At 54.9% G+C, this 13,757-nt stretch carries 13 protein-coding genes, 1 tRNA gene and 1 pseudogene; 6 read left to right on the top strand and 9 right to left on the bottom strand.

Features of this window, described 5'->3' with window-relative positions:
* The first annotated feature begins 265 nt into the window (after positions 1 to 265).
* On the top strand, positions 266 to 841 hold the full coding sequence (locus tag CFR78_RS12250) for a DedA family protein (protein ID WP_007400372.1): 576 nt from the start codon (positions 266 to 268) through the stop codon (positions 839 to 841).
* The gene (locus tag CFR78_RS12255) at positions 838 to 1,932 is read left to right on the top strand and encodes an ATP-grasp domain-containing protein (protein WP_034933747.1); all 1,095 of its coding nucleotides are present in this window, start codon (positions 838 to 840) and stop codon (positions 1,930 to 1,932) included. Before CFR78_RS12250 ends, CFR78_RS12255 begins: the two co-directional genes overlap by 4 nt.
* 153 nt (positions 1,933 to 2,085) lie before the next feature.
* Here CFR78_RS12255 and CFR78_RS12260 read toward each other — a convergent pair whose 3' ends face one another.
* Positions 2,086 to 2,541 carry an MlaD family protein gene (locus CFR78_RS12260; protein WP_007400369.1) on the bottom strand — a complete coding sequence of 152 codons (456 nt, stop codon included), beginning with the start codon at positions 2,539 to 2,541 and terminating at the stop codon, positions 2,086 to 2,088.
* A 123-nt stretch (positions 2,542 to 2,664) separates the two neighbouring features.
* Here CFR78_RS12260 and CFR78_RS12265 point away from each other — a divergent pair, with 123 nt between their 5' ends.
* A complete protein-coding gene (locus CFR78_RS12265; RefSeq protein ID WP_007400368.1) occupies positions 2,665 to 3,507 on the top strand; it encodes an undecaprenyl-diphosphate phosphatase in 843 nt (280 codons plus the stop codon).
* Between the two features lie 23 nt (positions 3,508 to 3,530).
* On the opposite strand, the gene CFR78_RS12270 is transcribed toward CFR78_RS12265, so the two are convergent.
* Positions 3,531 to 4,760 (bottom strand): mechanosensitive ion channel family protein, encoded by a 1,230-nt coding sequence (locus tag CFR78_RS12270; protein WP_007400367.1) that lies wholly within the window; start codon positions 4,758 to 4,760, stop codon positions 3,531 to 3,533.
* A gap of 177 nt (positions 4,761 to 4,937) precedes the next feature.
* Between CFR78_RS12270 and CFR78_RS12275 the strand changes: the two genes are divergently transcribed.
* Positions 4,938 to 5,012 (top strand) — tRNA-Met (locus CFR78_RS12275).
* A gap of 63 nt (positions 5,013 to 5,075) precedes the next feature.
* Here CFR78_RS12275 and CFR78_RS16305 read toward each other — a convergent pair.
* Positions 5,076 to 5,264 carry a hypothetical protein gene (locus CFR78_RS16305; RefSeq protein ID WP_181417536.1) on the bottom strand — a complete coding sequence of 63 codons (189 nt, stop codon included), beginning with the start codon at positions 5,262 to 5,264 and terminating at the stop codon, positions 5,076 to 5,078.
* Between the two features lie 269 nt (positions 5,265 to 5,533).
* Entirely contained in the window at positions 5,534 to 6,940 is a 1,407-nt protein-coding gene (locus CFR78_RS12280) for a coniferyl aldehyde dehydrogenase (protein ID WP_034933750.1), read from the bottom strand.
* A gap of 100 nt (positions 6,941 to 7,040) precedes the next feature.
* On the opposite strand from CFR78_RS12280, the gene CFR78_RS12285 reads away from it, so the two are divergent.
* The gene (locus CFR78_RS12285; protein ID WP_034933752.1) at positions 7,041 to 7,649 is read left to right on the top strand and encodes a TetR/AcrR family transcriptional regulator; all 609 of its coding nucleotides are present in this window, start codon (positions 7,041 to 7,043) and stop codon (positions 7,647 to 7,649) included.
* Positions 7,650 to 7,787: 138 nt separating this feature from the next.
* Here CFR78_RS12285 and CFR78_RS12290 read toward each other — a convergent pair whose 3' ends face one another.
* Positions 7,788 to 8,426 (bottom strand): IS1595 family transposase, encoded by a 639-nt coding sequence (locus CFR78_RS12290; protein WP_110581197.1) that lies wholly within the window; start codon positions 8,424 to 8,426, stop codon positions 7,788 to 7,790.
* Positions 8,427 to 8,472: 46 nt separating this feature from the next.
* Positions 8,473 to 10,530 carry an HAD family hydrolase gene (locus CFR78_RS12295; protein ID WP_146221287.1) on the bottom strand — a complete coding sequence of 686 codons (2,058 nt, stop codon included), beginning with the start codon at positions 10,528 to 10,530 and terminating at the stop codon, positions 8,473 to 8,475.
* A 136-nt stretch (positions 10,531 to 10,666) separates the two neighbouring features.
* On the opposite strand from CFR78_RS12295, the gene CFR78_RS16310 reads away from it, so the two are divergent.
* On the top strand, positions 10,667 to 10,900 hold the full coding sequence (locus CFR78_RS16310; RefSeq protein WP_034930868.1) for a hypothetical protein: 234 nt from the start codon (positions 10,667 to 10,669) through the stop codon (positions 10,898 to 10,900).
* Here CFR78_RS16310 and CFR78_RS16765 read toward each other — a convergent pair.
* The 3 genes and pseudogenes from CFR78_RS16765 to CFR78_RS16045 form a co-directional block, all read right to left on the bottom strand.
* A complete protein-coding gene (locus CFR78_RS16765) occupies positions 10,879 to 11,106 on the bottom strand; it encodes a transposase (protein ID WP_181417538.1) in 228 nt (75 codons plus the stop codon). The genes CFR78_RS16310 and CFR78_RS16765 overlap by 22 nt on opposite strands.
* Positions 11,107 to 11,530: 424 nt before the next feature.
* Positions 11,531 to 11,891 (bottom strand): annotated as a pseudogene (locus CFR78_RS16660) (hypothetical protein); the annotation flags it as partial.
* Positions 11,892 to 12,122: 231 nt separating this feature from the next.
* A complete protein-coding gene (locus tag CFR78_RS16045; RefSeq protein ID WP_146221288.1) occupies positions 12,123 to 13,601 on the bottom strand; it encodes a GT99 family glycosyltransferase N-terminal domain-containing protein in 1,479 nt (492 codons plus the stop codon).
* Positions 13,602 to 13,757 lie beyond the last annotated feature (156 nt).

Consider the following 13,757-nt stretch of genomic DNA (forward strand, 5'->3'; position numbering starts at 1 on the left):
GAAGCTGTGCCACGGCCACCCGCCCGTTTCAATGACTGACTTGCCATACAGCCCGCCCCCGCCCGTGCCTGATACAGTATGCCACATAATTTGGCGTTTGTGACCGCGGGCGAAGCATGCCACAAGAACGCCACCGGCCGCTGGCGCGTTCACCCTGATGGCCGATGGTTTTTTCCGCCCGCGCGCCGGGCCGAGCGAAGGACGTGTGCTTGCGTAGTTACGGTTTTCCCCTTCCGCCCCGCCAGGGCGCGCCGGAACACGCCGCATGCCCTCGCTGACCGCCTTCCTTGCGGCGGCGGGCGCGTCCCCCGTCATGCAGGGGCTTGCGATCATTGTCGGCACCTTCATCCTGGAGGACGCGGCAACGATCCTGACCGCCATGCAGGTCCGCACCGGCCATGTGGCGCTGGGTGTCGCACTGGTCGCCCTTTATATCGGCATCGTCGTGGGCGACATGGGGCTGTACGGCATGGGCCGGCTGGCCGCCCTGTGGCCACCCGCGCGGCGCTGGATCACGCTGCCCGGCCATGTGCGCGAAGGCCACTGGTTTGACCGCAACGTGTTCCGCATCGTGTTCATCAGCCGCTTCGTGCCAGGCGCGCGCTTGCCGCTTTACACGGCGTGTGGTTTCTTCCGTGCGCGGTTCGGGCTGTTCTGTATCGCCGCGGTGCTGGCAACGCTGATCTGGACATCGCTGCTGTTCCTTGTCTCGCTGCAGGTGGGGCAGTTCCTGATCGACCATCTGGGGACATGGAAATGGGCGGGGATGGCCGGTTTCGTCCTGACCATATTCCTGATCAGCCGCATGATCGCACGTTTGCAAAGTAATGAGACCCGATGACCGACGTATCCACAGCCGTTGACAGCAGAGCCACCGCGACGAAGGCCGCCCCCACCGTCTCCGCGTTCGAGTTCTGGCCGGGGTGGATCTTCTACACGCCCATCGTGCTGTACTGGATCATCCTGGGCCTGTGGTACCGTGACTTCAGCCTGCCCACCGCCGCCAACCCGCGTATCGAGACCGGCGGCCTGTGCGGGGAGAGCAAGAGCTCGATCCTGGACATGGCGGGCGACGTGGCCCGCCGGTGGATCGCCCCCTATGCCGTGCTGACCACCGGCGCGGATGACACCGCGCGCGCGCTGGCGGCGATGGACGGGGCGGGCCTGTCCTTTCCTGTCGTGCTCAAGCCCGATATCGGCTGCAATGGCACCGGCGTGCGGATCATGCGCGACGTGGACAGCCTGACACAGGGCATGGCGGCGTTCGGGCGCGGGGTACCGGTCATGCTCCAGCACCTGATCCCCTACGGGCATGAGGTGGGGATTTTCTACATCCGCCACCCCGACCAGAAAAACGGCCGCATCACCTCACTTACCTACAAGGAAGTGCCCTGCCTGACCGGCGATGGCCATTCCACGGTGGAGGAACTGCTCCATGCCGATGCCCGGACCCGGCTGGTGCCCCACATCTACATCCCCCGCCTGCGCGCCCGCCTGGCCGAAGTGCCGCCGGCGGGGCAGTCACTGCCGCTGGTGTTTGCGGGCAATCACTGCAAGGGCTCGATCTTCCATGACCGCGCCATTGACATCACCCCCGCGCTGGAAGCACGCGTGAACGAGATCATGCGGGACATACCCGACTTCCATTTCGGCCGGATCGACGCCAAGGCCCGCAGTCTGGCCACCCTGCGCGAGGGCGAGGACTTCCAGATCATCGAGATCAACGGCGTGGGGTCGGAAGCCACCCATATCTGGGATGCGCGCACCACGCTGCGCCATGCCTATGCCACGCAGTTCATGCATTACCGCGAGACCTTCCGCATCGGCGCCAAGAAGCGGCGCGAGGGCTGGAAGAGCAGCGGTGCCATGGCCATGCTGCGCGCGTGGCTGCGCCAGCGCCGGCTGATGGCGTCCTACCCGCTTAATGACTGAGGCAATACCTTCATTAATATGTTAATTAATAAAGACAAAAGTTTTTGGGTGCCGCTTTTTTTCAAAAAAGCGGCGTCTCTTGAAGCTTTTTGAAAAAAGCTTCACCAAAAACTTTTTCTGGTCTGCAGGATACGCGGTGGGCGCGAGCGCCGCTCAGTCCGGCAGGCCGCCATTGCCGAAGATGTAGTTGCTGATCCGCTGTTCCAGGCTGAGCGGTTCCTGTGTATTGGTCACTACGGCACCCGGCGCAAGCCGCCCGGCCGACTGCCCCGCCTGCACCAGCAGCGCCGTATCGGCCGTAAGAGTGGGGCTGCCGATGGCAAGACTGGTATCATCGGGCAGCGCAATGTTGCGGTCCAGCGTGAAGCCCACATTGGCCATGTAGGTTGTGGGGTCGAGTTTTATGGACAGCACCCGGCCCACCGGCACGCCATCCATGTCCACATCCGCCCCCACCTTCAGGCCGTTGGCGGAAACGAAGCGCGCGGTCATGGGGTAGCGGTCTTGTGATCCACCGCTTTGCGATGCCCGGGCGTAGATACAGAACCCGCCCGCAACCAGAAGGACCAGCCCGCTGGATATGATTGCGCCACTTCTCTGCCTTGCCATACCGGCCCCCTGCCCCATAAACGCATGCACCGTCCCGAAATCCGCCGCATTGCCGGGCCATGGGGGTGCGGCACTCTGCCTTGCCTTATCCTTTTATTCTACTGCGTCACGGACGGGGGGACAATGACACTCCTTCAGGCTATCATCATTGCAATCATACAGGGTTCGACCGAACAGTTCCCCATAAGCAGCCTTGGGCACGCGGCCATCGTGCCCGCCATCCTGCACTGGCCGCTGGACCTGCATGGGGAGATGTTCCTGCCCCTGCTGGTCATGCTGCACCTGGGTACATGCGTGGCACTTCTGGTCTTTTTCTGGCGCGACTGGGTGGCGCTGTTTACCGGGGCGGCCGGCCGGCATGGCGAAGCCACCCAGATGGACAGCATCCGTATCCTGGCGCTGCTGGCTGTCGCAACCATTCCGGCGGTGGTGATCGGGGGGCTGTTTGAACACGCGATCCGCAGCCTGTTCGGCACGGCGCGCTATGCCGCAATCTTCCTGACGCTGAATGGCGTAATGCTGCTGGTGGTGGACCGCATGCGCGCGGGCCTGCTGCCCGGACGGGCACGTTCACTGGCCTCGCTGGGGTTTGGCGAAGCCCTGCTGATCGGGCTGTTCCAGTGCCTGGCGTTCTTCCCCGGCCTGTCCCGTTCGGGTGCGTGCATCGTGGGCGGGCTGCTGCGCGGGCTTTCGCATGAAAATTCGGCGCGCTTCGCCTTTCTCATGGCGCAGCCGGTCATCCTGGCGGCAACGGTGCTGGAAGCGCTCAAGCTGCGCCATGCGCCGCCGCAGCCCGGGCAGATGCACATGGCCATTATCGCAGCCGTTGTTGCCTCAGTCGTGGCGCTGGTCTGCACCGGCATCCTGATGCGCTATTTCCATGACCATGAGGACTGGGCGCTGCGCCCCTTTGGCTGGTACTGCATTGGCGCGGGCGCGCTGTCGTTCCTCTACCTGTCCTTCTGAACCATTATCAGGCCGGGGCGCGTTCAGCCATGTCCCTGGCCGCCATCACCCGACCCCATGCCGCCGCCCCCCGTGCCATCGCGCGGGCCCGTATAGGCACCCGGCGGCGGGCGGCGCACCGGCGGCACCATCATGCCCGGATCGCCCATCACATCCAGCCCCGAGACAGAGGCCACATGCGAAAGCCTGTCGCGCGGCAGGGCCTCGGGGCATTCATCACGCAGAAAGGCGATGATCTGCTCACGGATCTCGCAGCGCAGGTCCCAGCTCTGCATGGCCGAACGCGCGCTGGCTATGACGCGCACGGTCATGACATGGGCGTTGCAGTCCGCAACCTGCACCGCGAATTCCTTGCCATCCCACAGCGGGGCGGAATGCACGATTTCACGCAGGCGGGCGCGGATGCGCTCCATCGGCGCGTTGAAATCCAGGTGGATGAACACCACCCCGATCAGTGCTGCTGAATTATGGGTCCAGTTCTGGAATGTGTTTTCCAGGAAATACGAGATCGGCACGATATGCCGCCGCCAGTCCCACACCCGCAGCACGACATAGGTGGAGGTGATTTCCTCCACCCATGCCCAGTCCCCGTTGATGATGATCAGGTCTTCCATGCGGATGGGCTGGGTCATGGCGATCTGCATGCCCGCGAACAGGTTGGTCAGCAGCGGGCGGGCGGCAAGCCCCACCACCAGTGACGCTGCGCCGGCGGAAGCGAACAGGCTCAGCCCGTACTGCCGCACCGGCTCGAATGTCATCAGCGCGGCGCCAATGGTCAGCAGCCCGATCATGAGATCCGTCGTGCGCCGCAGCACGCGCACCTGCGTCATGTGCGTGCGCAGCAGGATGTCGTCCTTGTCGTCCTTGCCGTTGATGCGCTTGAGGTAGGCATCGGACAGGATGCGCGTGGCCACCACCGCCGCATAGCCCAGCATGAGCACGAACAGCACCACCAGCGTGTGGGTGGTGGCCTGCATGATATCATACGGCAGGCCCGATACCGGCAGCGCGGTGCCGACAAATACAATGACCAGCATGATGCGCACCGGGCGCTGCATGGCCATGGTGAACGAGCGCACGAAGGCCCCGCGCTTCTGCCCCGGAATGCGCAGGATCAGCTTCGTGATGAACCGGCTGAACAGTTCCGCAACCAGACCGGCCACGCACAGCATGAGGATGGAGGACAGCAGTCCCGGCAGCCATCCGAACAGGTGCCTGATATGGGTAAGAAGGGTGAGGAATTCGGTTTTCACGAAGGATGCGCAGCCTTTTCCGGTTGATGCCGTATTGTGGTGAGCGCCCGACAGTACCCCCTTTTGGGGCAATGTGACAAATGGCGGGGATTTTTTGCGTCTTTTCATGCCCGTGCCCAAAACACGGGTTGACTTGCCTACCCGGCGCGGGTATCTCCCCACTCATCCTGACGCGATGGCGGTGTAGCTCAGCGGTAGAGCAGGGGAATCATAATCCCTTGGTCGGCGGTTCAAATCCGTCCACCGCTACCATCTGCGTCAGGATTGATTTCCAATGACTTGGCAGTGCCGGACATCGTTTCTGGAATGCATTTGCTAGTCACTCTTTTCCCCCTTTTCCAAAACGCTAGTCACACCCCTCGCCTGCTGCTTGGCATCAAGGGCGCGTGCTGAGAGCTTTGCGATGGCATTGACCGCTCGGGTCTTCTGATCGGCGTGCCTGACGTAAACGCTGCGGGCGGCGTTGTCGTCCTCATCGGGCTTGCCGGTCACGATCCTGCTCAAGTTGCATGCTCTTTTTGTGGCGACGCAATTAAGAAATCGAGGGCTTGGGTAGATTCAGAATGAGCCGCTTTTGGGGAGGAAGAACGGAAGGTCCGGTTACGGTCGATCCGAAGACGTAATTGAACTCTCCAGCTCGTCCAAATAACGTGAGACAAGTCAATCAGTGACGGTAATGCTGGTCACGAAGGTATGGGGCCGCAAGGCAAGCTCCGCACCAACGAGATGCCCGATCAGGCCGGTGCCCCGATAAGCAGAACGCGCGTTGTCATTCATCGCAGGATCAGATTTGTGATGGTGTCGGCAAGCCTGCCGAAGGGTGGCTGAAGCAGCGTTGCCGCATTGAAACGCCCCTGTCGGTACACACCCCGGGCATGTGTGAGCGCCATGAAGCCTTCCTTGCCATGATACGCCCCGATGCCACTGTCCCCCACGCCGCCGAATGGCAGGTCGTCCTGCACATAATGCATCAATGTGCCGTTGACCGTCACGTTTCCTGAAACCGTGTTCTTCAAGACCCAGTCGCGTTCAGCACGGTTGCCGCCAAAATAATACAGGGCCAGAGGCCGGGGACGCGCGTTGATGAAGGCAATCGCTTCTTCCACCGTGCGATAAGTCAGCACAGGCAGGACAGGTCCGAAAATCTCCTCCTGCATTACCGCCATCTGGGGTGTTACATCCAGCAGCAGCACGGGGGCCAGGATGTGGTCCGTAGCTGAATCACTGCCCAGCCGGATCACCCTTGCCCCCTGTGCTTCGGCATGATCGATCAGACCACTCAGCCGCCCGTAATGATGCGCGTTGAGAATGGCCGTATAATCAGGCGACCCGACATAACCACCCGGATGCTGCTTTTTCACGGCATCCTGATAGGCCGTGGCAAACGCATCCCTGTCGTTCTCATGAACCAGCACATAATCCGGCGCGATGCAGGTCTGCCCGGCATTGGTCAGCTTGCCGAACGCCACGCGGTCCGCCACCCGCTGCATGGAAAAGCCGGGCGCGATCACCACCGGCGACTTGCCGCCCAGTTCCAGTGTAACCGGGGTCAGATTGCGCGCAGCCGCCTCGGCCACCTTCTTTCCAACCGCCGTGCTGCCGGTGAACAGGATATGATCGAACGGCAGCGCCGAGAACGCGGCCCCCACATCGCCACCGCCGGTCACGACAGAAATCCGTTCTGGCGGAAAGATGGCCTGCACAATCTCGCCGATCACAGCTGATGTGGCCGGGGTAAATTCCGAGGGTTTGAGCATGGCCCGGTTACCGGCGGCAATCGCCGTCGCCAGTGGCACGAGGGCCAGCGAGACCGGATAGTTCCACGGTGCGATAATGCCCACAACGCCCACCGGCTGCCGGACCACCCAGGCACGACCGCACTGGAAATAGGCCGAAACATGGCGGCGTTCCGGTTTCATCCAGCACCCCAGATGCGCGATCATGTAATTGATCGACTGCACCAGCGGAATCAGTTCCACAATCGCGCTTTCCCGCTCCGACCGCTGGCCGAAATCCGTTTTCAGGGCACGCACGATTTCAGTGCGCCGTTTCAGGATTTCAGCCTTCAGGCGGCGCAGATCGGTCCGGCGCTGTTTCAGGTCCGGTGGCCCGTCCTGCAGAAACGCAGCGCGCTGGCTGTCAAGAATGTGGTGCAGGTCAGCGGCAGTAGCATCGGACATTGCGTCCTCCATGTTTACAGGAGAAACTTATGCGGGCAGGATATGGAGCATGATGATTTGTTGTCAATGAAAGTTTCTTGTGTAAACATGGGCCTCACGAATGAGTGAAACCAAGAACCACCCCTACCATCACGGTGACCTGCGCCGCGCCCTGATCGGCACGGCGCTGGACATGCTGGCCACGGACCAGAACTGGACCTTCACCCTGCGGGAAGTGGCGCGGCGCACGGGTGTCAGTCATGCGGCCCCTTACAAGCATTTTCGAGATCGCGAGATGCTGCTGCGGGAACTGGCCCGGATCGGCTTCGTCAGGCTTGGGGAGAGCATGACAGAAGCCATGTCTTTGGGTCTGCCTTCCACGCGCGCGCGATTCACGGCCGCAGCACAGGCCTGCGTCGGGTTTGCATGTCAGAATCCGGGTCTTTATCGCCTGATGTTCAGTTCAGATGCGGACAAGACGATAGATCCGCAGTTGCATGATGCGGCCATGGACACATTCGGAATTCTTCTGCGGCTTCTGAGAGACGGGCAGCAAGACGGCAGCTTCCGGCCAGTTGCCGTCAGCGCGCTGGCAGCGGCCAGTTGGGCGCAGGTACATGGTCTGGCCATGCTGGCGATCAGTAATCAGTTGCTGGAGGAGAAAGTCGGATCAGCGCCAGTCCCGGCCTCGCTGGATGTGTTGCTGGATGGCATGTGCCGCAGCGACTGACAGGCTACCCCACGACGGCCGCTTTTCGGAACTGGTGATGCTTTCCTTGATGACCAGCGTGAGGGCGGAAGCTGTCATAAATAAAAGGGGCTGGCATAGGTAAGCGTGTGTTGGGACAGTTTAGGAGAAAAGCTTAGCTCACCCGGTAAGGATTTTCACGAGCTTTGCGGAAAAACGGGTATTAAAGCGCCACTCGCACTCGGCCAGAAAGAGATGGAAGTCCTTGCGTGGTATTCCATTGTATCGTCGCAGATGACGCTTGGCCAAGCTCCAGAAGTTCTCGATGCCATTGATATGGTTTCTTCCCTGGGTGAAATGCCTGCTGTGATCGACGCGCTCGTGATGGAACGCATACACATCGAACTTGTCGTTGGCATGCCACAAATCACTGTAAGCAATTGAATATTTTATCATTTTTTCCCAGATGAGAGACATCAGCGTCTGGTGCCCGGCATTGGGGATCATGACCGCATGAACGCGGTCAGGCCGCTTCAGCAGACCAAAGACGGCAACTTTTCCGGCAGCGTCTCTGCCTCGTTTGCCTTTGCGATGTCCACCGAAATAGCCTTCATCGACTTCGATCTCACCGGAAAAGGGCGCGTCATGAGCTATCGGTTCAGCGATGATTTCGCGCGGCTTGCGGTAATACAGGGTCGCGGTATTGCGATTGACGCCCACAAGGTCGGCAGCACTCCGCGCGGGCGTGCCCGCAACGAAGTGTTCCAGAAGCCGTTTTTGGATGCTGACAGGCAGCCGATTACGACGACGTGCTTTCATAGGACATATCAAGCCTTTACCGGCTTACCTATGCCTGCCTCTTAAATTATTTCATATATGATTTAATTTTTCTTTTGTTACGATTCCATGTTTTAATCAGCCAGTCAGCTCGATTTTTACCTACAATCGGGTTCAGGACTTGACGGCCGATTTTTTCTGATCTGGGTAAAATTCGACCATACAATGCAAAGCTGTCTTTTTCAGCCTGCGTCCAGCCAGCCTGCGGATCAGGGGAATTGTCCTGCGGTTCATCTGCTGGTTCCACATGTGGCTTTTCCATCCGCCACCAATTGGAAATGGGAAGGAAATTGCTATGCCCGACTTCTCGAGCATGGGGAATCTCCCCCAGAACTTCCTGCTCATTTGAAGTCGCATTGGTGATGATGTTAAACATGGATTCAGCTGACATGTCTTTTAACGTATCAGCCGACATAATTGAAAAATAAGGGGAAATATCCGAGATAAAATCCATCATATAGTGATGGATTTCATGCACATACCAATCGCGCGATACGTCAGCAGCATTTCGTGTTTCAAGAACAGGATAATATGTCTGACCGTCTTTTTTCATTCGGATGGCGGATGGACTGCTATCAGAAAACATCAATTCGACCAGTTCAACACCACTCATGATCGCATTGCTCAATTCTGTAGGCTTGCCTTCCTGAAACAGAATGCCATGAATTTTGGGCGTGGCGTAGGCACCCTCACGGGTACCGACATAAAAACCTGTGATTTCTTTGTTTAACAAAGCATCTATGGCCTGATGGGAAGATAGTCCCCACCCCACATCAACAAAAGCAACCTGCGACAATGGCGTGGAACCGATCTCCTCTTCCAGATAACCTAAATAACAATCACGCTCATCATCAATTACATGAGACCAGAATACATCCATATTCTTTATTTTATCAATGTAAGTTGCATAATCGTCTTCTTCAATATTTTGAAAATCTACTGGAACCTTAAGATAAAGTCGCTCTAGATCATTTTTCAGATTATAACTGGCGCCATCCCTGTAGGGGAACAGTATTGGAAATGCCAGATCATATTGTGAGGGCTGGCTTAACAGAGGAGCAAGACACATACGACGGGAGGACCAGAAAATCTCATAATCAATATCAGAGATTCCCAGAGCATCCATGACGCGCTTTATAACAAAACCATCGCGCGTCATCAGTAATAGCTTTTTAATGTTTTCTTTTTTGCTGATCTCAAGAATATTTTTTATAAAGGCTATCATAAGTAGGCCGCTATAAAGATAGCCAAACATTTTTATAGAAGGGTTTTTGTCAAAATATCCCTCAGTATGGCGCTTTGCCATTAAGCCGAGAATGATATTGCTTTCAAAGTTATTTTTATCTTTAATAATATTTATGGTATCTAGATTCAATCTTGAATCTGACAACAATTCCTTCATTACTGTCGATGTATGAACAGCAGATATTCCGGATGATATAGATTGCGCCAAGTCTGAATTATAATTATCACCAAAATGAACAATCTGCTCAGGCGATATGTTCAGTTCCCTGCAAACAAGGGGATAAATACTACCATTTCCCTTGTATATATTCTCTTTGTAATATGTAGAGGAACAGAAAATTTCATCTACAAAAATCCCATTTTCCTCAAGAAACTCATTTATCGTTTCGGCCGGAAGATACATATCGCTAATGGCAATGATTTTTTTATTCAATGAGCGCGCTATATCATAAATTTCTTTATTTTTTGTATAACATCTCAAGAAATGGCGCTCGGCGTCGAGTTCACGCTCCATACCTTGTGTCTGTTGTACAAAATCTTCGTAAAGCACTTGGTAAATATCTGTGAGCGTCGTCTCATGGGATTTATGACGCATGAAATTGATATTACGTGCAATTTCTTCCGCTTTGATGCGGCGCTCGGCAAAGCCTTTATCATTTGTTTTGCATTCAATATAATGAAAAATGCCTTCTGGGCGTAATGTTTTACGGAACAGGAGGGTATCGAACACATCAAATGATACAATTTCAAAGTGTGAAATAAACTTTTCTATGCTTTTATTATATACACATCCATCTTTCACAGGCAGTTTCACTGTGTGACTGGATTTAATTTCATTCATTTTATGCCGCCATTATAGTAAATAATTGTACGCAGGTTCTCTTACATACCTTACAATAGGTCAATTTTCAACATGGATTTATTGGGACCTGCTGGGAATTATCGTGAATTGATAATTGCAGCAGAAAGACAGATCTATGGCTACGAATGACCTGTCTGTCTTGTCGCTTCTCATGACGATGATCCTGATGGACCACCCTGCACACTACGTCCGATCGCCTGGCTTCGGGTCCCCCTTTCGCGCCCTGGCCATGGCGGTGAACCCGGACCACCGTGCCATCGATCATCACGTATTCCATGTCCGCATCATCGGAGACAGCCTCGAAAATCTTCTGGAAAACGCCAACTTTCATCCAGTCGCTGTAGCGTGAGTAGACCGAGTTCCAATGTCCGAAATACGGGGCAGGTCCCGCCATGGCCCACTCGTCCGGGCAATCCATAAGATCGCCTCGATGAAGAGGCGGTTATCCTTCCCGCTGCGTCCCCGATCCGTCTTCTTCCCAAGGCATAACGGTTCCATCTTTGCCCATTGGACATCTGTCAGTATGAAGCGATCCATACCGATTTTGAATCGCATTCAGATGCTTTAAAAAAGCATAATCCCCAACAGCCCCTGCAGAAACAATAGTTTCTTTTTTAGAGGGTGTTATACACCGTGAGCGAGTATGGCGGCATTTCCGAGCATGAAATATGCGAAAGACTGTCCTACACCCCATCGGCACGGCAGCAGGACAAAGCTGCGCCTCTTTCCGAGCCGCCTCGTCTGGTTTTGGGCGCGTGTATCCCTGATCGACATAGGTCAGTTCAACGACGCTTTCGTCAGTGGCCTCCTGAATGGCAGTGGCACGGCGTCCGACCTCGGCGCGATCGTCCCGACTGGCTGACGTGACATGCAGGGCCTGCAGGTGGCCTGGCTATGCGCGATCCCGTTAGCCCCGCAGAGCATGTCGAAACGCCTGAAACGTGACCATGCCATGCCCCGGTTTACGGGGCGGCTCGGCGAACTGGATGTCATTGTCGGTCAGGATGTATGAATCCGATAGGGCACGACACGTAGAAGATGTTCGAGAAACGCCCAGGCTGTTCTTCTGTTGGCCTTGTCCGCAGGTTACACCACCGCAAACTTACCTGTCCGGTCTATGGCCACAAAGAGATACAGCTTGCCTTCAGCGGTCTGGACCTCGGCGATATCGAGGTGGAAGAACCCACTCGGGTAGCGTTTGAGGCGCTTCCGCCATTTTACCACCGTTTTTGGATTGATCCCGAACTCTCCGCTCTGCGCCGAGAGCGAAGCCTGCGATCGCTGTATTGCTGCCCGGATGGCGTGCGTGGTATGGCGCTGCTATGACGCCCCTGCCCCATAATGCGTTCTTCCACTCGCGTAAAAATAATGCAGCATTAACCTCCGGGACTAAACATCCAAACTCTGTTGGAAATCCTTATTCCGGATTTTCTGCCAAAGTAGTGCCCGTGATGCATTGACATATTATTCTACAAAAGAGCATGGAGATTATGGATCGGACACCATTATAATATTCATATCATTTTCCAAAATACTTACGGTTTTCCCTGATCTTCCACGTCAAAAAGAATTTAATTTTCCTCCTTATTCTTCTTCTGTAGTAATGCTATTATTTCATCCCGTTCAATAATCCATGTATCCCGTTCAGAAATCCACCCATCTCGATCTTTAATCCAGATATCACGATCTTGAATTTGACTACGCATCAATGCGATTGCTTCATCTCGCTCTGAAATCCAGGCATCACGATCCTGTATCTGCTTACGCTGCTTTTCGATAATGCTCAGCATTCCGCCATTGGTAGCAAGCATTTCCATAATTTCCCAAGGCTTGGCAATTGCAAAATCCTTCATATCAGATGATATGCCTGTTTTAGAGGATTGGGTTGTTTGAACTTCCTGCGCATAGAGCAAGAGATGCCGTTCAGCAATTTTTGCACAGGATGGTTCTTCTAGTCGCCATATATAATAGTCAATTGAAAAAACACATTGCCATGGAATAAGATAACATAAAAAGAACCATGATCTGAAAGATTTTCTTTCTTCTTCAGTCATTGTCGTAATGGAAGCTACCGGGTTCTTACCAAAAAAACGCACGGGACGTTCCCAGAAAAAGGCTTCCATTCCAAGACTGGAATTGATCGTCCAGATTTCGCCAACACGAAACAGGAATTCCAACGGACTTTCTGTGCGGTCTGTCATGCCCTCATAAAGAGCTTTTCCATTAGGGTGATAGCGAATGCGGTAATCATCAGCCGAGTAATTAGCCCGAAGATGTTCGGAAAGAGATAGGTTTGTCCAACCTCGACTGAATAATAAAGCGTTAGAATCACTTTCTATTTGTAGCGCAAGTCCGACCTTTACCTTTTCTTTTACATCTAGCGGCGGATTCCAATCGGTAAATACATGACGCAAATCATCAGTAGATATCAAATCCTGCCGTGCGGAAAGCCAGGCTTCGAAAGCAGGGCGCTCCTTGTTCCAACGCGATACAACGGACGTATCCCCATTTACGCCATGACAGTCCCAATAGGCTGTTTGTCGATAAAAAGGCTGCCGAAGTGGCCCGATTTCGTTAAATACCAGCTTTACGCCAGCCTGAAACGCAGCATGTCGAAGGGAAGTGTTGTTTACCCATGCAATGGCCAGAGGTTGCCCCTCATCCTTGGCACTTTCGAAAACGTCCTTATAGAAAGATATGAGTGCATCATCTTCATGATAGACGCTTTCATAAAATTTCACTGCCGGCGCAACAGGAGAAACATTACTGCGCAAGGCATCATCCTCTGGCAGACAAGGATAAAACTGCACATTAATTAATTGCTCATCCAGTTTCATGGTTGGTTTGTAACCATGAAACTTGGCCGACCATGGACCGTATTCCCAGCGCGTTTTGTCTTTAAATGCGGATATGTAACAGGTTGGGATTACAATTGTTGATTTCTGAGAACGAAAAGCATGCAGCCATTTTTGCAGGACCCAAAAATAATGAGGATAATCGCCAACCGGGGAAACCGGCGGCAACACCAGAATCGGATGTTGTTTAATCATGCTTATCCCCAAAACGGTTCAATGGAGAGGTGGTCCCGTCCGTTCGGACAGTTTTGCGGGCTTGATAAGCTATACCCGGTTGTTGTTATGCCGCCCTTCTGACGGCGTTGCTGTTGGCCATCTGGTCCGGGGTTAACCCCGGACCAGATGGCGTCG

The organism is Komagataeibacter rhaeticus (assembly GCF_003207855.1).
In the GTDB taxonomy this organism is placed as follows: Bacteria; Pseudomonadota; Alphaproteobacteria; order Acetobacterales; family Acetobacteraceae; genus Komagataeibacter; species Komagataeibacter rhaeticus.